General features: G+C 69.9%; 25 protein-coding genes and 1 tRNA gene. 16 read left to right on the forward strand and 10 right to left on the reverse strand.

The window, feature by feature from the left end; translation table 11 throughout:
- Positions 1–34 precede the first annotated feature (34 nt).
- Positions 35–682: a TetR/AcrR family transcriptional regulator gene (locus HOW07_RS18610; RefSeq protein ID WP_175118238.1), complete on the reverse strand. Its 648-nt coding sequence runs from the start codon at positions 680–682 to the stop codon at positions 35–37.
- A gap of 146 nt (positions 683–828) precedes the next feature.
- Here HOW07_RS18610 and HOW07_RS18615 point away from each other — a divergent pair, with 146 nt between their 5' ends.
- The 4 genes from HOW07_RS18615 to HOW07_RS18630 all read left to right on the forward strand — a co-directional run bounded on the left by HOW07_RS18615 (position 829) and on the right by HOW07_RS18630 (position 5,873).
- Positions 829–1,743, forward strand: a complete 915-nt coding sequence (locus HOW07_RS18615; protein ID WP_175118240.1) for an NUDIX domain-containing protein — start codon at positions 829–831, stop codon at positions 1,741–1,743.
- A 100-nt stretch (positions 1,744–1,843) separates the two neighbouring features.
- On the forward strand, positions 1,844–2,332 hold the full coding sequence (locus HOW07_RS18620; RefSeq protein ID WP_079002642.1) for an NfeD family protein: 489 nt from the start codon (positions 1,844–1,846) through the stop codon (positions 2,330–2,332).
- Between the two features lie 46 nt (positions 2,333–2,378).
- Positions 2,379–3,899 carry a flotillin family protein gene (locus HOW07_RS18625; protein ID WP_064295482.1) on the forward strand — a complete coding sequence of 507 codons (1,521 nt, stop codon included), beginning with the start codon at positions 2,379–2,381 and terminating at the stop codon, positions 3,897–3,899.
- Positions 3,900–4,178: 279 nt separating this feature from the next.
- Positions 4,179–5,873, forward strand: a complete 1,695-nt coding sequence (locus HOW07_RS18630; RefSeq protein ID WP_217485429.1) for a long-chain-fatty-acid--CoA ligase — start codon at positions 4,179–4,181, stop codon at positions 5,871–5,873.
- A gap of 59 nt (positions 5,874–5,932) precedes the next feature.
- On the opposite strand, the gene HOW07_RS18635 is transcribed toward HOW07_RS18630, so the two are convergent.
- Complete coding sequence (locus HOW07_RS18635; protein ID WP_071260713.1) at positions 5,933–6,133, reverse strand: hypothetical protein; 201 nt, start codon at positions 6,131–6,133, stop codon at positions 5,933–5,935.
- Between the two features lie 220 nt (positions 6,134–6,353).
- Between HOW07_RS18635 and HOW07_RS18640 the strand changes: the two genes are divergently transcribed.
- Positions 6,354–6,427: transfer RNA gene (locus HOW07_RS18640), tRNA-Pro, on the forward strand.
- Positions 6,428–6,493: 66 nt separating this feature from the next.
- Here the strand turns inward: HOW07_RS18640 and HOW07_RS18645 are convergent.
- The gene (locus HOW07_RS18645) at positions 6,494–6,868 is read right to left on the reverse strand and encodes a helix-turn-helix domain-containing protein (RefSeq protein WP_175118244.1); all 375 of its coding nucleotides are present in this window, start codon (positions 6,866–6,868) and stop codon (positions 6,494–6,496) included.
- Positions 6,869–6,987: 119 nt separating this feature from the next.
- Between HOW07_RS18645 and HOW07_RS18650 the strand changes: the two genes are divergently transcribed.
- Entirely contained in the window at positions 6,988–7,353 is a 366-nt protein-coding gene (locus tag HOW07_RS18650) for a DoxX family protein (protein ID WP_175118246.1), read from the forward strand.
- A 187-nt stretch (positions 7,354–7,540) separates the two neighbouring features.
- Here the strand turns inward: HOW07_RS18650 and HOW07_RS18655 are convergent, their stop codons facing one another.
- Positions 7,541–8,092, reverse strand: coding sequence for an AAA family ATPase (locus HOW07_RS18655; RefSeq protein ID WP_175118248.1), 552 nt, complete (start codon positions 8,090–8,092; stop codon positions 7,541–7,543).
- 132 nt (positions 8,093–8,224) lie between these two features.
- The gene (locus HOW07_RS18660) at positions 8,225–8,608 is read right to left on the reverse strand and encodes a glyoxalase/bleomycin resistance/extradiol dioxygenase family protein (protein WP_175118250.1); all 384 of its coding nucleotides are present in this window, start codon (positions 8,606–8,608) and stop codon (positions 8,225–8,227) included.
- A 96-nt stretch (positions 8,609–8,704) separates the two neighbouring features.
- Here HOW07_RS18660 and HOW07_RS18665 point away from each other — a divergent pair, with 96 nt between their 5' ends.
- A complete protein-coding gene (locus HOW07_RS18665) occupies positions 8,705–9,694 on the forward strand; it encodes a YafY family protein (RefSeq protein ID WP_175118252.1) in 990 nt (329 codons plus the stop codon).
- Between the two features lie 121 nt (positions 9,695–9,815).
- Here HOW07_RS18665 and HOW07_RS18670 read toward each other — a convergent pair whose 3' ends face one another.
- Positions 9,816–10,736 (reverse strand): SDR family oxidoreductase, encoded by a 921-nt coding sequence (locus HOW07_RS18670; RefSeq protein WP_175118254.1) that lies wholly within the window; start codon positions 10,734–10,736, stop codon positions 9,816–9,818.
- A 174-nt stretch (positions 10,737–10,910) separates the two neighbouring features.
- Here HOW07_RS18670 and HOW07_RS18675 point away from each other — a divergent pair, with 174 nt between their 5' ends.
- Positions 10,911–11,768: a helix-turn-helix transcriptional regulator gene (locus tag HOW07_RS18675; RefSeq protein WP_175118256.1), complete on the forward strand. Its 858-nt coding sequence runs from the start codon at positions 10,911–10,913 to the stop codon at positions 11,766–11,768.
- 160 nt (positions 11,769–11,928) lie between these two features.
- Positions 11,929–12,489 (forward strand): NADPH-dependent FMN reductase, encoded by a 561-nt coding sequence (locus HOW07_RS18680; RefSeq protein WP_121290461.1) that lies wholly within the window; start codon positions 11,929–11,931, stop codon positions 12,487–12,489.
- 120 nt (positions 12,490–12,609) lie between these two features.
- Here HOW07_RS18680 and HOW07_RS18685 read toward each other — a convergent pair whose 3' ends face one another.
- From HOW07_RS18685 to HOW07_RS18695, 3 genes are read right to left on the reverse strand one after another with little or no spacing between them, the layout of a single operon-like run.
- A complete protein-coding gene (locus HOW07_RS18685) occupies positions 12,610–12,933 on the reverse strand; it encodes a YciI family protein (RefSeq protein WP_175118258.1) in 324 nt (107 codons plus the stop codon).
- A gap of 44 nt (positions 12,934–12,977) precedes the next feature.
- Complete coding sequence (locus tag HOW07_RS18690; protein WP_175118260.1) at positions 12,978–14,393, reverse strand: NAD(P)/FAD-dependent oxidoreductase; 1,416 nt, start codon at positions 14,391–14,393, stop codon at positions 12,978–12,980.
- Positions 14,390–15,016 carry a dihydrofolate reductase family protein gene (locus tag HOW07_RS18695; protein ID WP_175118262.1) on the reverse strand — a complete coding sequence of 209 codons (627 nt, stop codon included), beginning with the start codon at positions 15,014–15,016 and terminating at the stop codon, positions 14,390–14,392. Before HOW07_RS18695 ends, HOW07_RS18690 begins: the two co-directional genes overlap by 4 nt.
- Positions 15,017–15,201: 185 nt before the next feature.
- Between HOW07_RS18695 and HOW07_RS18700 the strand changes: the two genes are divergently transcribed.
- Positions 15,202–15,687, forward strand: coding sequence for a glutathione peroxidase (locus HOW07_RS18700; RefSeq protein WP_056005205.1), 486 nt, complete (start codon positions 15,202–15,204; stop codon positions 15,685–15,687).
- A 21-nt stretch (positions 15,688–15,708) separates the two neighbouring features.
- On the opposite strand, the gene HOW07_RS18705 is transcribed toward HOW07_RS18700, so the two are convergent.
- Entirely contained in the window at positions 15,709–16,581 is an 873-nt protein-coding gene (locus HOW07_RS18705; RefSeq protein WP_175118264.1) for an oxidoreductase, read from the reverse strand.
- Between the two features lie 199 nt (positions 16,582–16,780).
- On the opposite strand from HOW07_RS18705, the gene HOW07_RS18710 reads away from it, so the two are divergent.
- The 6 genes from HOW07_RS18710 (at position 16,781) to solA (ending at position 24,592) form a co-directional block, all read left to right on the forward strand.
- Positions 16,781–17,272 (forward strand): PadR family transcriptional regulator, encoded by a 492-nt coding sequence (locus tag HOW07_RS18710; protein WP_064295500.1) that lies wholly within the window; start codon positions 16,781–16,783, stop codon positions 17,270–17,272.
- 61 nt (positions 17,273–17,333) lie between these two features.
- The gene (locus tag HOW07_RS18715; RefSeq protein ID WP_254628493.1) at positions 17,334–19,037 is read left to right on the forward strand and encodes an AarF/ABC1/UbiB kinase family protein; all 1,704 of its coding nucleotides are present in this window, start codon (positions 17,334–17,336) and stop codon (positions 19,035–19,037) included.
- A 179-nt stretch (positions 19,038–19,216) separates the two neighbouring features.
- Positions 19,217–20,503 (forward strand): CaiB/BaiF CoA-transferase family protein, encoded by a 1,287-nt coding sequence (locus HOW07_RS18720; RefSeq protein ID WP_175118266.1) that lies wholly within the window; start codon positions 19,217–19,219, stop codon positions 20,501–20,503.
- Positions 20,503–21,282 carry an enoyl-CoA hydratase/isomerase family protein gene (locus HOW07_RS18725; RefSeq protein ID WP_175118268.1) on the forward strand — a complete coding sequence of 260 codons (780 nt, stop codon included), beginning with the start codon at positions 20,503–20,505 and terminating at the stop codon, positions 21,280–21,282. The genes HOW07_RS18720 and HOW07_RS18725 overlap by 1 nt, the downstream gene beginning before the upstream one ends.
- A gap of 57 nt (positions 21,283–21,339) precedes the next feature.
- Complete coding sequence (locus HOW07_RS18730; protein WP_175118270.1) at positions 21,340–23,286, forward strand: GAF domain-containing protein; 1,947 nt, start codon at positions 21,340–21,342, stop codon at positions 23,284–23,286.
- 145 nt (positions 23,287–23,431) lie between these two features.
- Positions 23,432–24,592 carry an N-methyl-L-tryptophan oxidase gene (gene solA, locus HOW07_RS18735; RefSeq protein WP_079002628.1) on the forward strand — a complete coding sequence of 387 codons (1,161 nt, stop codon included), beginning with the start codon at positions 23,432–23,434 and terminating at the stop codon, positions 24,590–24,592.

Below are 24,592 nucleotides of genomic sequence, written 5' to 3' on the forward strand. Positions count from 1 at the left end.
GTCCCGGGCCTTCTTCGTCCTGGTCGAGGCGTGATCAGGGGCGAGCGAGGGCGGGCTCGTCCGCTGGCGCCAAGGCGGGCTCGTGTTCGGCGTGGAACGGCCACCAGCTCGGGAGCAGCTCGCCGATGACCTCGAGGAACGACGCGATGTCGCGTGGTGCAGGGGTGTCGAGCCAGACGCGGAACGCCGCGACGGAGCCCGCGGCGACGAAGTGCGCCGCCGATCGCGTGAACAGCTCGCGCTGCTCCTCGCTCAGACATTCGGCGTGGGGGAGGGTGATCGCCCCGCGCTCGAAGATCTCGAGCACCGTCGAGGTGAAGACGCGGTTGAGCATCGGCTGCAGACTCGCACCGATGAGGTCGTCGCCGAGACCGACGCGGTAGATGTCGGCGCGCTCGTCGATGTGGCGGAGCGCGGCGACTGTGGCGCTGGTGATCGCCGCCGGGGCGTCGTCCGCGGAGACGGTCGCCAGGTGGGTCATGCTCAGTTCCGTGAGCTCCTCGGCGAGGACCGATTCGAGCAGCTCGCACGGCGCCGCCGCGTGCTGGTAGAAGGTCGATCGGTTGATGCCGGCGCGTGCGGCGATCTCCGACACGGAGATGTCGGAGGTCGGGCGTTCGGCGGCGAGTTGCAGGATCGTGCGCGCGAGCCGTGCCCGCGTCCGGCGTTGACGTGCATCCATGGGGGTCCTTCGCGTGGGTTCGGTGCGGCGGGCGCGAACGCTGCCGATGCAATACTGGAGTTCAATATATAACATATTCTGCACGTGGTGTGGAGATGACGGTGGGCAAGGGGGTGCCGCCCAGCGTTTCGTGCCAGGCTGGTCCAATGACTGATGCGCATCCTCCCGGCGGCCCCCTCCGGGACGCCGGGGATGCCTGGGTCGAATCCGGGGACGGCCGCAAGTTCTGGGGGAGGTTCGGTGCAGCAGGACTCCTCGTGCACGATCGGGCGCGCGGCGTGCTGTTGCAGCACCGGGCCGGTTGGAGCCACTTCGGCGGCACCTGGGGCATCCCGGGAGGCGCGCGTCACCAGTTCGAAAGCGCTGTCGACGGTGCGGTCCGCGAGTCGCACGAGGAGGCAGGTGTCCCCGCCGAGTCGATCGAGCTGCGGTTCGACTCCGTGCTCGATCTCGGGTTCTGGTCGTACACGACGGTGATCGTCGAGGCGGTCGAGCCGTTCGAACCCGTGGTGTCCGACCCGGAGAGCATCGCCCTCGCCTGGGTGCCGCTCGCCGAGGTCGAGACCTTGCCTCTGCACCCTGGCTTCGCCGATTCGTGGCCCGGCCTGCGGTCGCAGCTCGAGCGCCGCGTCACGGTCGTCGTCGACGTCGCGAACGTCGTCGGCTCGCGACCCGACGGGTGGTGGAAGGACCGTGCGGGTGCCGCACAGCGGTTCGTCGCGCGCCTCGGCCGCCTCGCGCACGAGGGTCTCGACGCCCAGGCGCTCGACCTCGACTTCGACCGCTGGTGGCCGGCCTACATCGCCGTCGTGGAAGGACAGGCCCGCGGCGTCCACACAGATGACAGCGTACGAGAGCCCGGGCACGAACTGCGGGCCGGCGTCTCGATCGTCGACGCTGCGGGGAGTGGCGACGACGCGATCGCGGGCGTCGTCCGTGAACTCGACGGGGCGGTCGTGGTGGTCACCTCGGACCGCGGGTTGCGCGAACGCGTCGAGCGTCTGGGCGCGACGACGCGCGCTGCCGGCTGGCTGACGGAGCTGCTCGACGCAGTGGGCTGAGGGCCCCTGCCGTCGCTCCACAGGGGCCCGCAGCCCGTCGCCGCCGTGACGGGAGACCGCTTTCCTGCACGTCGCCTGGGCGTTCAGTAGGGTTGGTGGCATGACCCTGTTCATCATCGTCGGCGCCGTCGGTCTCGTGATCGTCCTCATCTCACTGGTCTTCGGTGAGATCTTCGACTTCCTGGACGGGGCGGTCTCGGCCACCGCGCTGGGGAGCGCGTTCACCGTCTTCGGCGCCGTCGGCGCGATCGTGCTGGCGAACGGGTTGCCCGTCTGGTCCGCCTATGTCATCTCGGCCGTCATCGGTGTCCTCGTGCTCGTCGGCGTCCAGCTGATGATCCGGAGCTTCAAGCGTTCGGAGGACGGCACGCCGAGTTCACCGCTCGGTCTCTACGGGGTCGCCCGGTCGACCATCTCGGCGTCCTTCGGCGAGGTCAGCCTCGACGGTCCGCACGAGATCGAGACGCGCCTCGCGTTCTCCGACACGCGGATCGAAACGGGCAGCCGGATCCGCGTGGTCGAGCTCCAGGGTTCCCGCGTGAAGGTCGAACCCGTGTCGAGCGGAGCCGCTGCCGACACGCAGCCCTGATTCCATCCATCCACCAGCACGCCCTCGAGGGGAAGGCACCTGCCCTATGGACTTCATCACCACCAACATCACGGTGATCGCCGTGATCGCACTCGTCGTGGTGGCGCTCGCGATCGTCGCGTTCGTCGCCGGACGCATCAAGCGCGTGCCGCCGAACCAGGCGCTCGTCATCGTCGGTCGGGGGGCCGGCGCCAAGACCGGTGAGCCCGATGGCGGTCAGCGGGTCGTCATCGGTGGGCGGGTGTTCATCTGGCCGATCCTGCAGCAGGGCTTCCCGATCTCGCTCGAGCAGCGTCAGATCGGCATCGTCGTGGAGGGTGTCGACACCAACTTCATCAAGGTCGCCATCCAGGCGAGCGTGAACTTCAAGGTCTCCGGCACGCCGGAGGGTGTGCGCCGTGCCGCGCAGCGCTTCCTCTCCCAGCAGGGGTCGCTGACGCAGATCATCCAGCAGTCCCTCGAGGGGTCGCTGCGTTCCATCATCGGCAACATGCCGATCAAGGAGATCATCTCCAATCGCAACGCCCTGTCCGAAGCGGTGGTCGAGGCGACCAAGACGGATCTCGCCGAGCAGGGCCTCCAGGTCGACCTGCTGAACATCTCCGACATCTCGACGCCGGGCACCAACTACCTCGCCGACCTCGGGCGCGCGGAGAACGCGCTCGCCCGGCAGAACGCCGAGATCAAGGAGGCAGAGACCGCTCGTGCGTCCGAGTTCGCGCGGATCGAAGCGGCGGAGCAGGTCGCGGAGCGTCAGAAGGCGCTGAGCCTCAAGCAGGCGACGATCAAGGCGGAGACCGACCGCGCGAACGCCGAGGCCGAGGCCTCCGGTCAGCTGGCCACGGCGCAGCAGGACCGTCTGGTCGCGGAGCAGGAGCGTGAGGCGCTCGCCGAGAAGGCGAAGGTGGAGCAGGAACGCCTCGACATCGAGGTGCGCAAGCCGGCCGAGGCCGACGCCTACGCGACGGTCCAGCGCGCGCAGGCGGCCAGAGACGCAGCCAATGCCGCGACGGAGGCCGACGCGTTCAAGCGCAAGACCATCGCCGAGGCGAACAAGGTCGCGGCCGTGCAGGACGCCCAGGCCGCTGCGGAGTCCGTGCGCCTCGCCGGTACCGCTGAGCGCGACAAGCAGATCGCGCTGGCCGAGGGTATCCGCGCCCAGGGTGACGCGAAGGCGTCGGCCGTGGCCGCGGAGGGTCTGGCCGAGGCTGAGGCGATCGACGCGAAGGCGGAGGCGTTGAAGAAGTACGGTGAGGCCGGACTCGCATCCGAGATCATCGCTCGTCTGCCTGAGATCACGCGAGCCGTGTCCGAGCCGCTCGGCAACATCTCGAACCTCACGGTCATCTCGACTGAGGGTGCGTCAGCCGTCACGAAGACGGTCGGCCAGGTCGTCAGCGAGGTGCCGAAGGTCGTCAAGGACATCACCGGGCTCGACCTGTCCGCCCTCCTGGGTGGGGTCGCCGGTGGCGCGCTGGGGGAGAACCTCCAGCAGGCGATGTCCGACAACGCCGCTGCGGCCGCGAAGCGTCAGCCGAAGACGCCGGCGTCGCCCGACGCCGTCTGAGTCGTTCGATCCTCAGGAGCCGGTCGCCTTCGGGTGGCCGGCTTCTGGCGTTGTTCCACCGTTCCTCGGGCGATTCACCGGTGTCGGTTTGGAGCTTGTCAAGCAGTCCGGTCGCATCCCCGGCCGGGCATACGCGCCCGCCTAGGGTGGAGGCATGCGTGCGGTGCGCGCGGTGTCATCTGGAGGATCATCGTGGACCATCGAGGAAACACAGCCGAGCAGCGCGAGGGCGAGCAGTCGTCGGAGCCGACCGAGGCCGGAGAGGCACAGCGTCAGCGTCTGGCCGAACGGCCGTGGTTGTCGTCCTACGCCAGTGGCGTGCCAGCCGACATCGACGAGGTCACCGAGACGCTCGTCGACCTGCTCGACACCTCGGTCAAGCGTTTCGGTGATCGCATCGCCCTCGAGTTCTTCGGTGCGGAGACCAGCTACAGCGAGCTCGGCGAACAGGTCGCGCGAGCGGCCGAAGGGCTTCGCAAGCTCGGTGTGAAGCCGGGCGACCGCGTGGCCCTCGTGCTGCCGAACTGTCCGCAGCACGTCGTCGCGTTCTACGCGGCGCTCCGGCTCGGCGCGACGGTCATCGAGCACAACCCGCTCTACACGGCTCGCGAGCTGCGTCATCAGTTCGAGGACCACGGCGCGCACGTCGCGATCGTGTGGGACAAGGTCTACGACCTCGTGGCCGACCTCCCGGCCGACGTGATGCGCGGCCGCATCGTCTCGGTCGACATCACCCAGGCGCTGCCGTTGTCGAAGCGGCTGGCGCTCCGGCTGCCGGTGAAGCGTGCCCGCGAGTCGCGTGCGGCGATGACCGCGACCCCGTCGGCGAAGCACGTGCTTCCGTGGGAGCGGCTGATCGGCGGACGGAAGCTGTCGAAGCGGGTCGTGCGTCCGACGCTCGACGACACCGCGCTCCTGCAGTACACGAGCGGGACGACCGGGGCGCCGAAGGGGGCCATCCTCACACACCGCAACCTGCGGGCCAACGCGGCTCAGGGACGCGCCTGGGTGCCGGGCCTGAGCGAGGGTGGCGAGGTCTTCTACGGCGTGCTGCCGCTCTTCCACGCCTATGGCATGACGCTGTGCCTGACGTTCGCGATGAGCATCGGGGCGCGGCTCGTGCTGTTCCCGAAGTTCGACCTGGAGCTGGTGCTCACGGCGGCGAAGAAGTCGCCGCCGACGTTCCTGCCGGCGGTGCCGCCCATCTACGACGCGTTGTCGCGTGCGTCGAGCCGCAAGGGTGTCGACCTGACGAGTGTCCGCTTCGCGATCTCCGGGGCGATGAGCCTCCCGGTGTCGACGGTCACGCGCTGGGAGGAGGCGACCGGCGGTCTGCTCGTCGAGGGCTACGGGATGACGGAGTCGTCGCCGGTGGCACTCGGCAACCCGATCGGTCCGTCGCGTCGGCCGGGCACCGTCGGTGTGCCGTTCCCGAGCACCGAGATCCGCGTCGTCGATCCCGAGAACCCGGCGGTCGATCGTGCGGCGGGGGAGTCGGGCGAGTTGCTGCTCCGTGGCCCGCAGGTCTTCCAGGGCTACTGGGGTCGTCCGGACGAGACGCGTGAGGCGTTGCTCGAGGGCGGCTGGTTGCGGACCGGTGACATCGTGACGGTGTCGGCGGACGGCTTCGTGACCGTCATCGACCGGGTGAAGGAGCTCATCATCACCGGTGGGTTCAACGTGAGCCCGTCCGAGGTGGAGGAGACGCTCCTGTCCCACCCGGACGTCGAGTCGGCCGCCGTGGTCGGTCTGCCGCGCGACTCCGGTGGCGAGGACGTGACGGCCGCGGTCGTCATGCGTGCTGGGACGGTGTTCGACGCCGGTTCGCTGCGCGACTACTGCCGGACCCGCCTCACGGCCTACAAGGTGCCCAAGCGGGTCGTGCAGCTCGACGAGCTGCCGACGTCGCTCATCGGCAAGGTGCTGCGGCGCAAGGTGCGCGACCAGCTCGTCGCGGATCGCGACGCCGAGTAGTCGCTCGGACCGGCATGGGCCCGCTCTCGCGGCACGTCGTGCAAGGCGTGCCGCGGTGGTCAGCCGCGGGATTCGGGGTGCAGCCAGTGGCGCACGACCGGAATCAGCAGCGACAGCGCGACGAAGGTGATGGCGCCGCCGATGACGGCGTCGTCGATCGGCGTGTTGCGGCTGACCTGGACGATGCCGGAGCCGATCGCGACGGGCAGGGCGGTGAGGGCCGCGACGCGGACCTCTTTCCAGTAGTGGCTGTAGCGCATGGGGTCCTCCATCTGGTGGCCGGATCGGTCCGTTCGTCCTGTCACGCGATTGCGGACGAGTCACCGTAGCGTGCCCCGTTCGAGGGTGGGCAGGGGAGACCTCCTGCCCGACGAGTGCGGCTTGTCTGGGATGAGCTACCGTCGCCGGAGCCGTGTCACGGAGCGCCCTCGGAATCCGCTAGACTGTTCGAGTTGTCTTCTCCGCCCGCGGAGATGGCATCGGGCTGTGGCGCAGCTTGGTAGCGCACTTGACTGGGGGTCAAGGGGTCGCAGGTTCAAATCCTGTCAGCCCGACCGCGAAGTCCCGGAAACCGTACGGTTTCCGGGACTTTTTCGTCTGCCAGCGGTGCGGACGGGTCGTCAGGACCGCTCGTCGTATGCCCTGCGGCTCGCCTCGATCGTCGGGACGTGCTCGCCGGCCCACTCGGCGAGTGCCACCGCGTGGGGGATGAGCGACTGCGCGAGGTCTGTCAGCTCGTACTCGACCCGTGGCGGCACTTCGGCGAAGGTGGTGCGGGTGACGAGCCCGTCGCGCTCGAGGTTCCTGAGGGTGAGTGTGAGCATGCGTCGGGAGATGCCCGGGATGCGCTGCTCGAGCTCGGTGAACCGGAACGGGCCGTCATGGAGCGTCGCGATGAGGAGGAGTGCCCACTTGTCGGCGATGCGGTCGAGGAGTGAGCGGATGGCCTTGCCCTGATCGCCCCGGACGGAACACAGTCTCTGGTAGCGGAACACGGCACCCCTCGCGGCTCGGTCACACGCGTGTGCCTTTTGTACGCCGGTCCGAACCGGTCCACACTTGCGTCGGTTACTTATCGTAACCATCAACGCACACACGCACTCGGAGGTTGCACATGGTCATCGCCTACTGGATCGTCGCAGGACTGCTCGCGGTCATGTATCTGTACTCGGGCGGCATGAAGCTCGTCCGCTCAGCTGATCAGTTGCGCCCCATGATGGCTTGGGTCGACACGATGCCGCTGTGGACCGTCCGTGTGATCGGCGCCCTCGAGATCCTGGGCGTGGTCGGCCTGATCCTGCCGCCGCTCGTGGGCGTCCTCACCTGGCTGACCGTCGCGGCTGCGGTCGGCCTCGTCCTCGTGCAGATCGGTGGCATCACCGTGCACGTGCGCCGCGGCGAGTTCCGGGTCCTCGGGCTGAACGTCGCCCTGCTCGTGCTCGCCGCCGTCGAGGTCTGGCTGGCGACCGTCTGGCTGTAGCGATGGCGGATCGGTGCCTGCCTCGTCAGCCGACTCAGGGGACGAGCACGATGCGCCCGGCACGGACCGCTGCCTCCAGCGCCGCGACTCATCCCGAGCGTCATCCCGGCGTAGGCGTGTGCCCGTGCCCGCGGTGACCCGGATGACGACCACCTGGCACCCAGTCGTGGGCGTGTCCGGTGGCAGGTCAGCGCTGCTGCGACGCGACCAGAGCCTCCAGGGCGGCCAATCGGTCTGACGAGTCGCCGGTGATCTCCGCGACCGTGACGTGGTCGGCGATGAGATCGGGCTCGCCGACGAGATCGAGCAGGACGGCGTTCATGGCCGTCCGCAGCTCCAGGTCTTCGTCCACGCCGACGTGGATCCCGTCGTTCGGCGTCAACGGCAGGACCACCAGCACATCCACCGTCTGGAGCGCCGCGGCGGTGCGGGAGGTCGCCCGCTCGAGGAACCCGGTGTCGAGGTCGGTGCCGGCCAGTTCCGCTGACGCGAGGAGGTATGCGAGGAAGTCGAGTGGCCCGCGTTCCGCGATGACGTCTCCGTCATCCGACTCGTCCAGCAGTCGGTCCGCCGAGAGGCGTAGCTGGGCGGCGAACATGGTGCTGCTCGGGACGTCTCCGGCGTCCTCCACGAGGTCGAACAGCTCCCCGAGGACCGTGAACTCCGGGTGGCGGAGCGCGAAGTCCGCGATGAGCGTGCTCTTCCCGCTGGCGTGGGTGCCCGACACGACGATCTTCACGGGACCGAGGATAGACCGTGTTCCGCTCGCCGGCTCTGGCGCGTCAGCTGATGAGCTGCTCGGACGCCTCCCACAGTCGGCGAGCGTGTCACCCCGGCGCAGGCCGTGGACGCACGTCACGAGTCGACGCGTTCACCCTGCGTCAGTGGTGATCGGGGTGAAGACATTCACGAGGTTGCCGTCGGGGTCGCGGAACAGCAGTGACCGGTTGCCCCACGGCATATCCGTCGGCTCGTTCACGAACGTCTCCACGACGCCCTGCAGCCTCGTGTAGACCGCGTCGACGTCCTCGACGAGCAGGTCGAGGATGACGGATCGGTTGGCACGCGGTGCGGCGGCGTCCTCGCCCAACAGCGGGATGGTCGCCGAACTGGCGATGGCGAGCGTGCCGGTGTCGGTGCGCACCTCAGCGAACAACGGGTGCAATCGTGCCGCGGTCGCACCGGTGACCAGTTCGTAGAACGCGACCAGGGTGTCGACGTCGTCGGTGATGATCCGGGTGGCTGCGAGGTGCATGCGTGTCTCCTTGGCTGGTGGTCTTCCCCCACAGGTGCGGGGCGGTGACGACGATAGAGCCAATACCGGACTGTTTTCGCCCGGTATTCTCATGAGATGGGACATACTGGCTCGCCGACTGCTCGAGCGCTGCAGTTGCTCGAGCTGCTGCAGTCCGCGGAGATCCGCAGCGTGGCAGAGCTCGCCGAGCGGTTGGGCGTGGACGAACGGACCGTGCGCCGCTCCGTGCAGCGTCTCATGGACATGGATGTCCCGATCGAGTCGGTGCGCGGTCGCTACGGCGGGTACCGCCTCGCCGTCGGCCGACGGGTGTCGCCGATCATGCTCACTGACGAGGAAGCGGTCGCCGTCTTCCTCGGCCTGAGTGAAGCCCAGTCGTCCTCGGACTCCCCGGATCTCGCAGCGCAGATCGCCCTCGCGAAGATCCGACGATCCCTCCCGGCCGTATCCGTGGACCGCCTCGAGGCGGTCCTGCAGGCCGCAGCACGGAGGCCGAAGCGCCACGACGTGCCCGACGCGGGAGTCCTGCTCACCGTGTCGGACGCGATCCGAGCGAGACGCCCCGTTGAACTGCGCTACCGCGACGCGGAGGACACGCCCTCGCGTCGCACGGTGCATCCGTTCGAGCTGCTCGTCCATGCCGGTCGTTGGTACCTGGACGCGTTCGACGTCGAGCGAGCGGAGGAACGCACCTTCCGGGTCGACCGCATCCGATCGGCGCGGACGCTGCCCGGCGTCTTCTCGGGCCCGGGTGCTCGGGCGGAGCGCCCTCCACTCGTCGATCGCTTCGCGGGGGCGGACTACCGATGGCACGTCCGGTTGCGCATCCAGGCGAGCGTCCCGCAGATCCGGGCCCACTTCCCGGAGAGCGTGGCCGTCGTGGAGTCGATCGATGACGCACCCACCTGGCATCGGGTCTCGATCCGAGCCAAACGCCTCGACTGGCTTCCAGCGGTGATCGCCGGGCTGGGGGATCATGCGGTGATCGTCGACGAACCCGAGGATCTCTGCGAACTCCTCCACGCGACAGCGACGCGGATGCTCCGCATCGCACGCGGCGCGGATGGGACGCCTCCGCTCCCGTAGGGCGCGACCATGCGAATCACGTCGAAGCACGCCGCCGGACGTCCGGGGTGGCGGTGACCGCCACGGGTTCCGGCGGGCGTGCTCAGAGCGCCGGCCGTCCGACCAGCGCCCAGCCGCCGCGTCACCGTCCGATGAGCCGCTCGGATTCGTCCCAGAGTCGACGGGCGTCGTCCAGGTTCCGCATCGGCGGCCAGAGTGCCGGGAGGAGCGCGGGTCGGCCACCCATCGTGCGGACCGGGCCGTAGAACTCGTCGCCTCGCGCAGAGGGTGCCGTCGCGGCCATGAGCGCGGGCTGAGCGGCACTCGACACCGTGCCTGCGACGCCGAGGCGTGAGAGCAGGCGGACCACACGACGGGCTCCGGTGTCGCGCTGTCGGCCCATGCCCGGCTGGGCGGCCAACAGGTTGGTGGGGGAGACGCCGGGGTGCGACAGGTTGCTCGAGACACCCCAGCCGCCGGCTCGGCTCCGAGCATCGAGTTCGCGGGCGAACAATGCCACGGCGATCTTGGACTGCTGATAGGCCCGCATCCCGTCGTAGCTGCTCTTCCAGTCGAGGTCGTCCCAGTTGATCGATCCGCTCCGGGCGGCGATGCTCGTCTGGTGCGTGACGCGCGCTCCACCGGCCTTGAGCAGCGGTAGCAGACCGAGGGTCAGCGCGAAGTGGCCGAGGTGGTTGACGCCGAACTGCAGCTCGAAGCCGTCCCGCGTCTCCTGCCGCTCGGGCGGTGTCATCACGCCGGCGTTGTTGATGAGCAGGTCGATCGGGCGGTCCTCGGCGGTGAGCTGCTCGACGAGCGCTGTGACGGAATCCAGGGAGGCGAGGTCCAGACTGCGGACCGACACCGTCGCGCCGGGAACCGCTGCACGGATGTCGTCGGCGACGTGCGCGCCCTTCGTGGTCGAGCGCACGGGCAGGACGACCTCGGCACCCGCCCGGGCGAGCTCGGTCGCGATGACCCGTCCGAGGCCGTCGCTCGCGCCGGTGACGACGGCGAACGACCCGGTCAGGTCGGGGATGGTGAACGCGGGTGTTCGTGGCATGGTCGTTCCTTCGTCGTGGGTGTCGCCGTGGTCCGGCGTGTGGGAACCACTCTCGACGGTCGGCTTCGGCCGGTCCAGGACCGGCTCATCCACTGATCGGCGATCCGTGGCTGGCACCGCTCTCGCACGATAGAAAGGAGGTCCACGGACCGCTGCACGACGAGGAGACGCGACATGATCGATCGGCACGGCCTGGCGACCTTCCTCAGCCACCGTCGGCACCAGCTGCAGCCGGAGGACGTCGGGCTCCCGCGCGGTCCGCGGCGACGGACGGACGGCCTCCGCCGCGAGGAGGTCGCGGCGCTCTGCAACATGTCGACCGACTACTACGCCCGGCTCGAGCGCGGCGTCGGGCCCCAACCGTCCGAGCAGATGATCGCCGCGATCGCGCAGGGCCTGCACCTCTCCCTCGACGAACGGGACCACGTCTTCCGGCTGGCCGGCCGCACGCCTCCCGCTCGTGGCGTGCACGGCGACCACGTCGGTCCCGGTCTGCTGCGCATTCTCGACCGCCTGCAGGACACTCCGGCGGAGATCATCAACGAACTCGGTGAGACGCTGCGACAGACGCCGATGGCCGTCGCCCTCAACGGCGACGCCTCCCGGTTCACCGGTGACGGACGGAGCCTGGGCTACCGCTGGTTCACCGACCCGACCGCGAGCGCCGCATACCCGCCTGCCGATCGTCTGCTGCTCTCGCGCGTGTACGCCGCCGGGCTCCGCGAGGTCGTCACGATGCGTGGACCCGGATCGCGTGCGGAACGCCTCGCGAACGCTCTGCTGGAACAGAGCGCGACCTTCCGCGAGTTGTGGGCCGCGCAGGAGGTCGGTCTCCGGCCGACGGAGGTCAAGCGGTTCCTCCACCCCGAGGTCGGCGACCTGGAACTGCACTGCCAGACGCTGTTGGACCCCGATCAGTCCCACCGGCTGCTCGTCTACACCGCTGAGCCCGGGAGTGAAAGCGCCGAGAAACTCCGGCTCCTCGCCGTCATCGGTGCGCAGACCCTGCCGGGCCGGCCGGCAGGCTCCTGAGCCTGACGCCCGGGCTCGCCGATCCCAGCACGCCCGGAGCCCTTCGGCAAGCCCCACCCCGGATGGGGACACCTGCCCAGCCTCCCGGCTACAGTGCGAGCCAGGCACCACCACGTCCCGTGCTTCGCGGGACGGGCACGCACATCGAAGGAGAGCACCCATGTCAGACCTCCGAATCGCCATCATCCTCGGCAGCACCCGCCCCGGCCGAAACGGCAAGGCCGTCGCCGACTGGGTCGTCGAGCAGGCCGCCGGTCGGAGCGCGAGCTACGAGCTCATCGACCTGCTCGACCACCCGCTGCCTCTCCTCGACGAGCCGACGCCGCCGTCGTTCGGGGCGTACGAGAACGAGCACACGAAGGCCTGGGCGGCGACGATCGCGCCCTACGACGGATTCGTCTTCGTCACTCCCGAATACAACCACTCCACGTCCGCCGTCCTGAAGAACGCCATCGACTACCTGTACGCCGAGTGGAACAACAAGGCCGCCGCGTTCGTGGCGTGGGGGAGCCTCGGCGGTGCCCGCGCGATCGAACACCTTCGCGGCATCAGCGCGGAACTGCAGATCGCGGATGTACGGCAGCAGCTGAGTTTCTCGCTTTTCACCGACTTCGAGGACTTCAGCACCTTCACGCCCGGGCCCCAGCACGCCGAAGCCGCCGGGGTGCTGTTCGACCAGCTCGAAGCGTGGGCAGGCGCCCTGAAGCCGCTCCGCGCCTGATCGAAGGACCGAACGCTCGGCGATTCCGCCTCCCTCGTCGGCCCGAGGTCGATGGGTCACGCCGGCGGGCTCCTGGGACTCGTGGTCGGTGCCCGGGTGTCCGCTCAGCCCGTCGGCTTCCTACGCGCCCGGGAACGGGCGCAGCTCGAGGCGGCCGTTGCGGGCCATCGGGTGGCGGGCGGCGACGTCGATCGCCTCATCGAGGTCCGCGCACTCGAGGATGTCGAAGCCCCAGAGCGTGTCGGTCGCTCCCGGGATCGGGCCGTTGGTGACGAGTCGCTCACCGGCGCGCACACGGACGCCGCGCGCCTCGCTCGGGTCCAGCACGTCGCCGTGGAGACGCCTCCCCGTCGTGTCGAGCGCCTGGACCCAGTGGTCGACGTCCGCGTCATCGGCTGGCTCGTCGGGCACGGGGTCCGTGAGGACGAACATCATGAATCGCATACGTTTCCTTTCCTTCGACGCCCGCGAGAGCGCACTCGTGGTCGTCATCGGACCGGGTCGACGACCGGTACTGCGCTCTCGTCGCGCCAGAGGGTCTCGATGGGAATCGACCGACCGAGGACGCGCTCGGCGGCCCGGTGGCCGGAGTGCAGGGCCGCTGTGACGGTCGCCGGGTCGTCGGTCCACGTCGCCTCACCCGCGAGGTGGAGGACGTCGCCGACCGGGGTCGCGAGGGCGTCGTGGTCCGCGGTCGTCGAGCCGACGGTCATGTAGGCGTAGGACCCATGGGAGAACGGATCGTCCTGCCACCTGGTGACGTGCACATCTGTCGGCGCCTCGACGCGATCACCGTAGAGGCGTCGGAGCTGATCGAGGATCGAGTCCACGACGCGCGACTCGTCCCAGTCCCGGATCTCCCTGGCCGTCGGGCCGGCGGCGAACGTCAGCAGGGTCGGGGCGCCGTGCGCCGTCGTCAGGTCGTACCAGGAGTGCCACCGGCGACCCTCCGGCCCCTGCTGGCGGATCGCGTACACGTCGTCGTCCCAGAACCGCCGCTCGAACCGGAGGAACACCTTCTCGAACGCGTTCATCCGCAACCGGGAGAGCGCCCCGGCGACCGGCTCCGGGAGCGGGGGCTCGATCACGAACCCCTCCGACTGCAGCACCCCGACCGGCACGGTCACCACGACGGAGTCCGCATGGTAGGACTCCTCGCCGGCGGGCCCTCGGGTCGTGACCGCGGCGCCACCACCCTCCGACCACCGGACGTGCGACACGAGGCGCCCGAGACGCACGTCGAGCCCCTCGGCCAGCCGCCGCGGGAGCACGTCGTACCCGTCGGGGAACACGACCTCGTCACCGTCGATCGCGTCGTCGTCGAGCCCGTGCGCCGCGAGGTCCTCGATCCACGCGCCGTACTGCTCCTCCGAACGATGCTCCAGGTACTCGCGGACCCGCTGCGCCCGCTCGGTCTCCCACGCCTGCAGGGCGAGTGCCGCCTCGGTCACGTCACGGTACGACGCGTCCGGGGCCGACTCGGCGACGACACCGAGCAGCGTCGCATCGAGGGCATGGACGTCCTCGGCGAAACCGCGAGCCTCGGCGTCCGACAGGCGCCTGCCGTCGGGACCGTAGTACGCGATCGGTCGGCTGTCCGGCTGGTAACCACCGACGGTGAACTCGACCGTCCGCATCCCGAACGCCTCGGCCGCCGCGGCGACCGCGCTGTCATCGACACCGTGCACCCATGAGGCGCCGAGATCGGTCACCCGGCCGTCGCGACGTTCGGTCGACACCCGCCCGCCGACCCGGTCGCGGGCCTCGACGACGACCACCGCGCGTCCGGCGGCCGCGAGCAACCGTGCGGCGACGAGCCCCGCGACGCCGGCACCGACGACGACCGTGTCGAAGCGGGTGTCTGCTGCGGGCCGCTGCGCCGACGCCTCGTCCGACGCGCTCATCGCGGGTCGCCCATGTCGCCGGTGGCCGGTATGCCGTCGATCCGTTCGTAGCGAAGGTGGACGGTCCCGGCGGGGGAAGTGGTCGCGGGGCCGAGCAGGCGCAGCGTGGACGGGACCGTGCCGGTCGCGAAGACGCGCTTCCCGGTGCCGAGCGTGATCGGGTACACCCAGAGGTTCAGCTGATCGAAGAGTGCGTCGGCCAGCAGGGTCTGCACGAGGTCGAGGCTGCCGATGACGTGGATCTGCGAGTGACGCTCGCGCAGAGCGCGAACGGCCTCCGGGAGGTCCGGTCCGAGTTGCGTCGAGTTCGCCCACCCCAGCTCCCGCGGCTCACGTGACGCGACGTACTTCGGCAGTCGGTTGAACAACCGCGCGATGCCGTCGTCCTGGCCACCCTCCTGGTGCGGCCAGTACCCGGCGAAGATGTCGTAGGTCCGGCGCCCGAGCAGGAGGGCGTCCATACCGACCATGCCGGCGTCGATCTGCTCCCCGTCGACCTCGTCGATGAGCGGCGCCTGCCAGCCGCCGAACGCGAACCCGTCGCTGTGGTCCTCCTCCGGCCCGCCGGGTGCCTGCGCGACGCCGTCGAGGGTCATGAAGAGGTCGATGTGGATGCGTCCCATGTCCTGCTCCGATCTGCTGCACTCACGATCCACCGGCGGGCAGGCGGTGTCAACGCCTGTCGGCTGGGAACGCCCTGCCGAAAGGGCGCCGGTCGCGCCCCGGGCGAGTAGCGTTCGGAGTGGATCCGCTTGCGCACAACGGTGCTCGAGCAGGACGTCGTTCGACAGATGAGAGGCATCACACCATGACCGATCTGGACACCATCCCCGTCACCACCCTCGACGGCCGGGACACGACCCTCGCTGAGTGGGACGGGAAGGCCAAACTGGTGGTCAACGTCGCGAGCCGCTGCGGCCTCGCACCGCAGTACGAGAAGCTCGAGGCACTCCAGAAGGAGTACGCCGACCGCGGCTTCACGGTGATCGGGTTCCCGAGCAACCAGTTCTTGCAGGAGCTCGGCGACAACGAGAAGATCGCCGAGTACTGCTCGGCCACCTGGGGCGTCACCTTCCCGATGATGGACAAGGTGAAGGTCAACGGCCGTAACCGGCACCCGCTCTACCAGGAGCTCGTGAAGACCGCCGACGCGAACGGCAAGGCTGGCAACGTCAAGTGGAACTTCGAGAAGTTCCTCATCGCGCCCGACGGGACCGTTCACCGCTTCCGTCCGACGACCGAGCCGGACGCCCCCGAGGTCATCGCCGCGATCGAGGAGAGCCTTCCCGCGTGACGCCGGGACGGCCGGGCGCGCTCACCGGTAGGTGACTCCGGTGAGCGCCTCGGCCGTCGTCCAGAGCTCGGCGGCGACGTGCTCGTCGCTGGCCGCCGAGGTCCGGCCGACGGGCTTCGGAGCTCCGCGCATCTCCCCGAAGCCGCTCGGACCGTAGTAGCCGCCGGGCTCGACGTCGGGCGAGGTCGCCGCATACAGCGTCGGAAGTGCACCCATGTCCGCGCTCTGACCGAGGAGCCGGGTTCCCCATGCGAGGAGCGGACCCTGCGCGGACTCGGTGTGCGACTGGAGCTCGGTCGACGCGAAGCCGGGGTGCGCGGCCACGGACAGCACCGAGGACCCCGCCGCCGTGAGGCGTCGCTGCAACTCGGCCGAGAACATCAGGTCGGCGAGCTTCGACTGGCCGTAGGCCGACCATCGTCGATACGTCCGGTTGCGCCAGTTGAGATCGGCCAGATCGATCTTGCCGGCCCGGTGCGCGGCACTCGACAGCGTCACGACCCGCGTGGTGATGCGGTCGATCAGGAGGCCGGTGAGTGCGAAGGGCCCGAGGAAGTTCGTGCCGATCTGCATCTCGAAGCCGTCGGTCGTGCGGCGTTCGGGGACCGCCATGACGCCCGCGTTGTTGATCAGTACGTCGACCCGCTCGACCACGTCGGCGAATCGACGGACGGACGCCAGGTCGGCGAGATCCAGCTGCCGCACCTCGACGTCGCCGGTCATCGTCGCCGCTGCCCGCGCGCCCTTCTCCGTGTCGCGGCAGGCGAGGATGACGGCGGCGCCGCTGGCGGCGAGCTCACGGGCCGTCACCGCGCCGATCCCGCTGTTCGCACCGGTCACGATCGCGACGCGGCCGTGCTGGTCGGGGATGTCTGCTGCGGTCCAGGGGCTCATGAGGGCGACGTTACGCCATCACGATCTTCCGATTACACATATCGTTCACAGCTTCACCGATATATCGTTGAGCATCGTTCACGTACGACGGAGGAGAGCAATCATGGGTGGATTCCCAAGCGGTGGCACAGGATTCGGTGGCGCAGGGTTCGGTAACGGCGGAGGCTTCGGCAGCGGAGCCGGCTTCGGGACCGACGGCATGTGGCAGATGATGGAACAGCTGCGTTCGAAGTTCGAGAAGAGCGCCGGCTCCCGTGTCGGCCGCGGCGACGTCCGCTCCGCCGTGCTGGCCCTCCTGGCCGAGCAGCCGATGCACGGCTACCAGATCATCCGCGAGATCGAAGAGCGCAGCGGCGGCTCCTGGAAGCCCAGCGCAGGCTCGGTCTACCCGACGCTGCAGCTCCTCTCCGACGAGGGCATCATCACGGCCGAGGAGTCGGGCGGTCGCAAGACCTACGCGCTGACCGAAGCCGGTCGCGACGAGGTCGCCGAGTCCGGGGCGTCCGCTCCGTGGCAGAACGCCGACTCGTCCGACCACCCCGGCTTCACCGCCCTGCCGAAGGCCGGTGTCGAGCTGGCCCAGGCCGCAGCCCAGGTCGGCCGCACCGGAACGCCCGAGCAGGTCCAGCAGGCCGTCGCCATCCTCGACGACGCTCGCAAGCGCCTCTACGCGATCCTCGCCCAGGACTGACCGAGTGTCGTCGACCGGCGGGACGCCCAGCGACACGGCGTCCCGTTTCGGCGAGCTCCCCTTGAGCGGGCGGGCCGGCGTTCCAGCCGGTCCGCCCGCTCACGGGCGTGCCCGGTACCGTCGCATCCTCCGCTTCGCGAGCTGGCACCTGGCCGCCGCCTGGTGGTTCGAGATCGTCATGCCGCGGTTCGGACTCATCAAACTGACTGAGCGGACCCGCACGCGCCGCATGCAGACGTTCGCACGACGCTTCCACGGGCTCGCCGTCGACCTCGGCGGTCTCATGATCAAGGTGGGCCAGTTCATGTCGTCGCGCCTCGACGTGCTCCCGCCGGAGATCACGAAGGAACTCGAAGGCCTGCAGGACGAGGTCCCGCCCGTCGCCTTCCCTCGCATCCGCGCGCTCGCCGAGTCGGAACTCCGCGTGCCGCTCTCGCAGGTCTTCGCCGGCATCGATGAACGTCCCGTGGCAGCAGCCTCGCTCGGACAAGCGCACCGCGCCACGCTCGCGCCGGCGCTCGCTGCCGACACCGGGCTCGACGCCGTCGTGCTCAAGGTCCAGCGGCCGGGCATCGATGAGATCGTCGCAGTCGACCTCGCCGCCCTCCGCAAGGTGGGCGGCTGGCTGCGCCGTGTCCGGCTCGTCTCCGACCGCGTCGACATGCCCGCACTCGTCGAGGAGTTCGCCGCGACGAGCCTCGAAGAGATCGACTACCTCCATGAGGCCGCGAGTTCCGAGCGGTTCGCCGTCGATTTCGCCGGGGACGACCGCGTCTCCGTCCCCGCGGTGGTGTGGGAGCGAACGACCCAGCGCGTCCTGACGCTCGAAGACGTCACCGCCATCAAGATCACCGACGCGGACGCCCTGCGCGCCGCCGGCATCGACCCGGTCGACGTGGCACCCGTGTTCGCAGCCGTCATGTTCGACCAGCTCTTCACCAACGGCTTCTTCCACGCCGACCCGCATCCCGGCAACATCTTCGTGACGCCCGTCGACGCCGCCCCGGGGGAGCGACCCTGGAAGCTGACGTTCATCGACTTCGGGATGATGGGCGAGGTCCCGCCGACCACGAGACGCGGCCTCCGGAAGCTCCTCATCGCCGCAGCCTCCCGTGACGGCAAAGGCCTGGTCGACGCGATCCGCGACCTCGGTGTCCTCCTGCCCTCGGCCGACACGACCGAGCTCGAACGCGCCATGACCGCGCTGTTCGGGCGATTCGGCGGCATGGGGTTCGCAGAACTGCGCGACGTCGACCCGAAGGAGTTCCGCGACTTCGGCAACCAGTTCAGCGAGGTCATCCGCACCCTGCCGTTCCAGCTGCCCGAGAACTTCCTGCTCATCATCCGTGCGATCTCGCTCACCTCCGGTGTCTGCAGCGCCCTCGACCCCGAGTTCAACCTCTGGGACTCCGTCGAGCCCTACGCCGCGCAGCTGCTCCGTGACGAACGCGGCAACGTCGTCCAGGACCTCGGTCGCGAGGCACTCGACATCGCCACGGTCGCCGTCCGCCTGCCGAAGCGTCTCGACGCGGTCATCACGCGGGTGGAAGCGGGTGCTGTCGCGACCACCAACCCGAGACTCGAACAGCGGATCGCGCGGCTCGACCGCACGACGGGCCGGGTCGTCTCGGCCGTGCTGTTCGCCGCGCTGCTCGTCGCCGGCGCTGTCCTCCGAGCCGACGACGCCGTCCTCGGCACCGTCTTCATGGTGGTCTCCGCCGTGCCGCTCCTCCACGCACTGTTCTCGGGGCGACGCGGCCGCTGACCCGTCCAGCATGTGTCGTGACCGTCCAGGGGACTGCGGATATGGTCCCGACGGACATGTCCCCGCGGTCGGCCTCGGTGACAGGATCGCCACGCACGATCGGGACCGTTCCGACGTGCAGAGCGGAGCGACATGCGCAGGCGGCCGGACCACACCACCTCGACGACCGGGGGCACGCGATGATCGACGAGGACCTGCGTATCCGCCTCGCCGATCTCGGCGGCTTCGACACGGCGCGCGGCTCGCTCGCAGGCGTGGTCGTCGTCGACGTGACCCGGGTCGTCGCCGGTCCGTACTGTTCGATGGTCCTCGCGGACCTGGGGGCCACCGTGATCAAGGTCGAGCACCCGGACGAACCCGACTACACCCGGACCTTCCCGCCGTTGCTCCCCGGGGAGGGTGACTCCGACGGTCAGGTGGGCGAGGACCCGCTGAGCGGCTTCTTCGCGCAATACAACCGCAACAAGCTCGGCGTCACCGCCAACCTCCGGCACCCGTCGGGCGCCGCGCTGCTCGAACGACTGGTGGCGCGTGCCGACGTGCTCGTCGAGAACTTCCGCCCGGGCACGATGGACCGCCTCGGCCTCGGCTACGAGCAGCTGCGCACGATCAACCCTCGCCTCGTGTACGCCGCCCTCAGCGGATATGGGCAGACCGGTCCGTCGCGCGGCCGCCCTGCCTACGACAACAGCGCCCAGGCGACGGGCGGTCTCTGGTCGATGAACGGACCCGCAGGCGGGCCGCCGACGCGGGTCGGGACGATCATCGGTGATCTGGCGGCGAGCCTGTACGGCACGATCGGCGTCCTCGCCGCTCTCCGGCACGCCGAGACCACCGGCACCGGACAGCTGGTCGACATCTCGCAACAGGACTCGGTGCTCACCCTGACCGAGAACGCGGTCGTCGCCTACACGGCCGAGGGCACGGTGCCCGGTCCGCTCGGGAACGCGCACCCCTTCGTGCGGCCCTACGAGGCGTTCCCATGCCGCGACGGGTTCGTCTTCTTCGGCGGCTACACCGACAAGTTCTGGCGGATCTCCTGCGAGCTCTTCGGCGGTCCAGGGGAGTACGAGGCGCACCCGGGGCTCCACGCGATGGTGGACCGCTTCGACGACCAGGTCTACGAGCATGCGGTTCGTCCCCTCGTCGAGCGCTGGTTCGCGGGCCGCAGCAAGGCGGAGCTCGAGGCGCTCGCCGGAGACCTCGTCCCGTTGAGCGCGGTGAAGGACATCGGCGAGGTGGTGGCCGACCCGCAGATCGCGGTGCGGGAGATGGTCGTCGAGACCGCCTACCCCGGGTTCGGCGCACTCCGGACCTTCGGGTCACCCGTCAAACTCGACGCGACCCCGCCGCGGACGAACGGCCGGGCGCCGGCGACGGGGGCCCACACTGCGGCAGTGCTGCGGGAACTGCTCGACTACGACGAGGCCACCATCGACGAGCTGCGGGCCGCGGGGACCATCTGATGAGCGGAATCCGACTGGACCGGTCCGGGGCGACCGCGGTGATCACGATCGACCGTCCGGACAAACGCAACGCGCTGACCCTCGCGATGTACGAACAGCTCGGTGAGGCGTTCGTCGAGGTCCGCGACGACCCGCGCATCGGGGTCGCGATCCTGACGGGTGCGGGGGACCGGGCGTTCTGCGTCGGCGCGGACCTCGGCGAATCGATCCCCGCGCTGGCCGACGGCCGGTTCGACATCAGTGAGTGGGACGACGCGCATCAGAAGCACACCCGTCTCGACAAGCCGGTCATCGGCGCGGTCAACGGGCTCTGCCTCGGGGGCGGGTTCGAGATCCTGTTGTCCACGGACATCCGGATCGCCGCGGAGCACGCGGGGTTCGCGTTCCCGGAGACGGGCGTCGGTGTCGTGCCCGCGGGAGGCACGCTGAGCCGTCTGGTCCGTCAGATCCCGTACGCTTTCGCGATGGACCTCATGCTGCGCGGTGAGCGCATCGACGCCCCGACCGCCCTCCGGTACGGCGTCGTCAACCGCGTCGTCCCGGCGACAGCGCTCATGGACACCGCGCTCGGGGTCGCCGACGAGCTGCTCGCGAAGAGTCGCACCGCCATCGCCACCGTCAAACAGGCGGTCCGCGAACTCTCGGATCTGCCGCTGGAGGAGGCGTTCCACCGCGAGGCGGTTCTCGGACAAGAGGCCTTCACCAGTGAGGACGCCCGGGCGGGGCTCGCCGCCTTCGCCGCCCGCACCCCGCCCGTGTTCCCCTCGCACGACTCCTAGACTGAGGCCAACCTGCCCGAGGCGGTCATGTGCCGCCACCACGCTGATGGAGTCCGCATGAGTCCGGCGATCGGCTCCGACGAACCACGCCCGAGTGTCGAAGCAGCGACGTCGGAGGCCTCACTGGTCCTCGACCTCCTCGCGGCATCCCGCGACGAGCCCGGGCGCCCCGGGGCGGGCGTCCGGGACCTGCTCGCCCGGGCCGGTGTCGCGGGAGCGGAGGCCGAGGCGGTGGTCGAGACCGTCCGCGAGTCGCAACTGCGCGGCGCACGGTTGCGGCGCCGGGCGAACGAGCTCGAGGCGCTCTTCTCGACCGCGCGGGAGCTCGTCCGCCTGCAGGACGTCGACGAGGTCCTCGGTCGCCTGGTGGAGCGCGCGCACCAGCTCATGGGCACCGACGTCACCTATCTCTCCGAAGTCGAGAACGCCGGTGGGGACCTGCGGGTCCGGCACTCCGTCGGCACGGTGACGCCCGGGTTCCGAGATCTGGCCGTCCCGGCCGGGGTGGGACTCGCCAGCCTGGTCACCGGGACGCGCGAACCAGCGTGGGTCGCGCGGTACGAGGCGATGACCGAGGTCGGGCACGACGACCGGATCGACGCCGCTGTTCGGGCGGAGGGGCTCGTGTCGTTCCTCGGCGTCCCGCTCGCGGTCGGCGACGAGGTGCTCGGCGCGCTCTTCGCGTGCAACCGGTTCGGGTACGACTACACGCCGGACGACATCCTCCTGCTCTCGGCGTTCGCCGACCACGCTGCAGCCGTCCTGCACACCGCTCGGGCGCTCGCGGAGCGGGCGGCGGCCGTCGTGCGCGCGGAGGAGGCCTACCGCGAACTCGAACGTCACCTCGCCGCGACGGAGCTCGCGAGCGGTATCCACGAGGAGCTCACGTCGGCGGCGATGTCGGGCGGCACGGTGGTGGACCTCGTCGCGACCCTCGCGCAACGGCTCGGACGGCGGGTCTGGGCGCTGGACGACCAGGCGAGACTCCTCGACGGCGGAGGTGAGCTGCCGAGCCGACCGGTGCTCCGTGACGCGGTCGGTCGGAGCCAACTGAGCGGGCACGCCGAGCTGGTGGAAGCCGGGGTGCGCCGTTGGCTCGTCGTGGCGATCGTCGGTGCCGATCGCGTCCTCGGATCCATCGTCGCCGAGGCCGGATCCGGTCCCGACGACAGCGTCCTCCGCCGCACGCTGGAGCGGGCATCCCAGGTCGCCGCGTTGGTCTCCTTCAAGCGCGACGCGGTGATCGCCCTCCGAGCAGAACGTCGCGCGCGCTGGCTCTTGGCGGTCGTGGACGGCACGGACGATGACCGCTCAGCGGACGTCGAACCGGCGCTGCGTGCCATGACGCCGGAGGCCTGCGCGGTTGTCGACGTCCTCGAGCGGGACGTCGCCGACGCGGCGCTCGTCGCCGCGAGCGCCGTCGGAGACCATGGCGTCGTGGCCCGGCGTGATCACCGGGTGATCGTGGCCTGGTCGGTCGAGGATCCTGTCGCCGACACGGAACGGCTCCGGCGGCTGTTGGCCGACCGACTGAACGAATCGGCTCTCACGGCGGTGGTCTGCACCGGCCTCGGCGGATGGGCGGAGCTCGGTCCGGCCGTCGAACGCGCGACGGACGATCTGCGGCTCCTCCGCCCGCTCGGTATCGAAGCCGCCACCGTGCCGTCCGACGGTCTCGCGCCCTATCACGCGCTCACCTCGGGCGAGCCGACAGCGGTGATCCGCTTCGTGGACGAACTGCTCGGACCGATCCTCGACTGGGACGAACGACGTGGCACCGCGCTGTTCGACACGCTGGCCGGCTTCTTCGACGACGGCGAGAGCCGACATGCGGTGGCGAGACGCCTCCGCATCCATCCGAACACGGTGCAGCAGCGCCTCGACCGCATCCGCTCACTGCTCGTCGGGGATTGGGACGACAGCGAGTACCGGTTCCGCGTGCAGGCCGCCGCGCGACTCGAGCGCCTCCGACGATCGCTGCGCGACGCACACCCGGCCGGCTGAACCCAAGCGAGACACTGATCGGCGCCGTCCGTCGTTCCGACACACTCTCGGGGCGGAAACATGGGTGCTCGGTCCATAGGCCGGTCTCCGGCGCTCCAGCACACTTGCCTGAATCGATCGGGCAAGCACGAAGGAGCACCACCGGATGGAATCGTTCGACGTCGCGGTTGTCGGCATGGGAGCTCTGGGCAGTGCCGCCGCCTACCACCTCGCCCGTCGGGGCGCGAAGGTCGTCGCCTTCGAGCAGTTCGAACTCGGGCACGTCCGCGGCGCCTCGCACGACACCTCGCGGATCGTCCGGACGTCGTACGGGGCTCCGCAGTACGTGCGACTCGCGCAGTCGGCGTACCGCGACTGGGCTGACCTCGAGCAGGAGTCGGGCGAACGGTTGCTCACCATCACGGGTGGCGTCATCTTCCTGCCGGTCGACGGACCCTACTCGGCCACCGACTTCACCGCGGCCCTGGATGAGTGCGGGGTGCCGCACGAGCTGCTGACGCCGGCCGAGGTGCAGGCGCGCTGGCCGCAGTTCCGGATCCCCGAGAACGTGGAGACGGTCTACACCGCCGACACCGGCATCGCCCACGCGGCCCGTACCGTCGCGACGCTCCAGCTCCGTGCTCGGGCGCTCGGGGCGGACATCCGCGACCGCACCCGGGTCGACGCGCTCACCCCTGACGGAGCCGGCGTCGTCGTGCAGACCTCCAGCGGGCCGGTGCGTGCCGGCAAGGTCGTCCTCGCCGCCGACGCCTGGGCGAACGAGCTGCTCGAGCCGCTCGACGCGGCGATCCCGCTCGACGTGATGCAGGAGCAGGTCACCTACTTCCGCCCGTCCGATGCCGAGCAGCTCGATCGCGAGCGGTTCCCGGTGTGGATCTGGGAGGACGAGGAGTGCTACTACGGCTTCCCGACCTTCGGGGAACCGACCGTGAAGGCCGCACGCGACGTCTCTGAGAACCGCATGTCACCGGCGGAGCGCACCTTCGTCCCGTCGCCGGAGCTCACCGGGCAGCTGGCCGACTTCATGGCGGACCTCGTGCCGGCGTCGGGCCGCGAGCTCCGCACGGTGACCTGCCAGTACGCGCTCACCCCGGACCGGAACTTCGTCCTCGGCCCGCTCGAGGAGCACCCGGACGTCATCGTCGCCCTCGCCGCCGGTCACGGCTTCAAGTTCACGCCCGCGTTCGGACGCATCCTCGCGGAGCTCGCACTCGACGGGCGGACGAGCGACGACATCTCGAGCTTCGCCCCGTCCCACGCCCGCAGCGCCGACCGCGTCTCACCGATGCCGACCTCCGTGAGCTGA

The organism is Plantibacter sp. MCCC 1A11337, assembly GCF_013349365.1.
GTDB classification, from domain to species: Bacteria; Actinomycetota; Actinomycetes; order Actinomycetales; family Microbacteriaceae; genus Plantibacter; species Plantibacter flavus_A.

Excerpts from the sequence above, each read along its gene's own strand:
- HOW07_RS18620 (WP_079002642.1), top strand. The coding sequence starts at position 1,844 with ATGACCCTGTTCATCATCGTCGGCGCCGTCGGTCTCGTGATCGTCCTC.
- HOW07_RS18730 (WP_175118270.1), top strand. The coding sequence starts at position 21,340 with ATGAGTCCGGCGATCGGCTCCGACGAACCACGCCCGAGTGTCGAAGCA.
- HOW07_RS18635 (WP_071260713.1), bottom strand. The coding sequence starts at position 6,133 with ATGCGCTACAGCCACTACTGGAAAGAGGTCCGCGTCGCGGCCCTCACC.
- HOW07_RS18660 (WP_175118250.1), bottom strand. The coding sequence starts at position 8,608 with ATGCACCTCGCAGCCACCCGGATCATCACCGACGACGTCGACACCCTG.
- HOW07_RS18695 (WP_175118262.1), bottom strand. The coding sequence starts at position 15,016 with ATGGGACGCATCCACATCGACCTCTTCATGACCCTCGACGGCGTCGCG.
- HOW07_RS18675 (WP_175118256.1), top strand. The coding sequence starts at position 10,911 with ATGATCGATCGGCACGGCCTGGCGACCTTCCTCAGCCACCGTCGGCAC.
- solA (WP_079002628.1), top strand. The coding sequence starts at position 23,432 with ATGGAATCGTTCGACGTCGCGGTTGTCGGCATGGGAGCTCTGGGCAGT.
- HOW07_RS18685 (WP_175118258.1), bottom strand. The coding sequence starts at position 12,933 with ATGCGATTCATGATGTTCGTCCTCACGGACCCCGTGCCCGACGAGCCA.
- HOW07_RS18705 (WP_175118264.1), bottom strand. The coding sequence starts at position 16,581 with ATGAGCCCCTGGACCGCAGCAGACATCCCCGACCAGCACGGCCGCGTC.
- HOW07_RS18700 (WP_056005205.1), top strand. The coding sequence starts at position 15,202 with ATGACCGATCTGGACACCATCCCCGTCACCACCCTCGACGGCCGGGAC.
- HOW07_RS18725 (WP_175118268.1), top strand. The coding sequence starts at position 20,503 with ATGAGCGGAATCCGACTGGACCGGTCCGGGGCGACCGCGGTGATCACG.
- HOW07_RS18650 (WP_175118246.1), top strand. The coding sequence starts at position 6,988 with ATGGTCATCGCCTACTGGATCGTCGCAGGACTGCTCGCGGTCATGTAT.
- HOW07_RS18625 (WP_064295482.1), top strand. The coding sequence starts at position 2,379 with ATGGACTTCATCACCACCAACATCACGGTGATCGCCGTGATCGCACTC.
- HOW07_RS18720 (WP_175118266.1), top strand. The coding sequence starts at position 19,217 with ATGATCGACGAGGACCTGCGTATCCGCCTCGCCGATCTCGGCGGCTTC.
- HOW07_RS18665 (WP_175118252.1), top strand. The coding sequence starts at position 8,705 with ATGGGACATACTGGCTCGCCGACTGCTCGAGCGCTGCAGTTGCTCGAG.
- HOW07_RS18615 (WP_175118240.1), top strand. The coding sequence starts at position 829 with ATGACTGATGCGCATCCTCCCGGCGGCCCCCTCCGGGACGCCGGGGAT.
- HOW07_RS18710 (WP_064295500.1), top strand. The coding sequence starts at position 16,781 with ATGTGGCAGATGATGGAACAGCTGCGTTCGAAGTTCGAGAAGAGCGCC.
- HOW07_RS18680 (WP_121290461.1), top strand. The coding sequence starts at position 11,929 with ATGTCAGACCTCCGAATCGCCATCATCCTCGGCAGCACCCGCCCCGGC.
- HOW07_RS18670 (WP_175118254.1), bottom strand. The coding sequence starts at position 10,736 with ATGCCACGAACACCCGCGTTCACCATCCCCGACCTGACCGGGTCGTTC.
- HOW07_RS18690 (WP_175118260.1), bottom strand. The coding sequence starts at position 14,393 with ATGAGCGCGTCGGACGAGGCGTCGGCGCAGCGGCCCGCAGCAGACACC.
- HOW07_RS18610 (WP_175118238.1), bottom strand. The coding sequence starts at position 682 with ATGGATGCACGTCAACGCCGGACGCGGGCACGGCTCGCGCGCACGATC.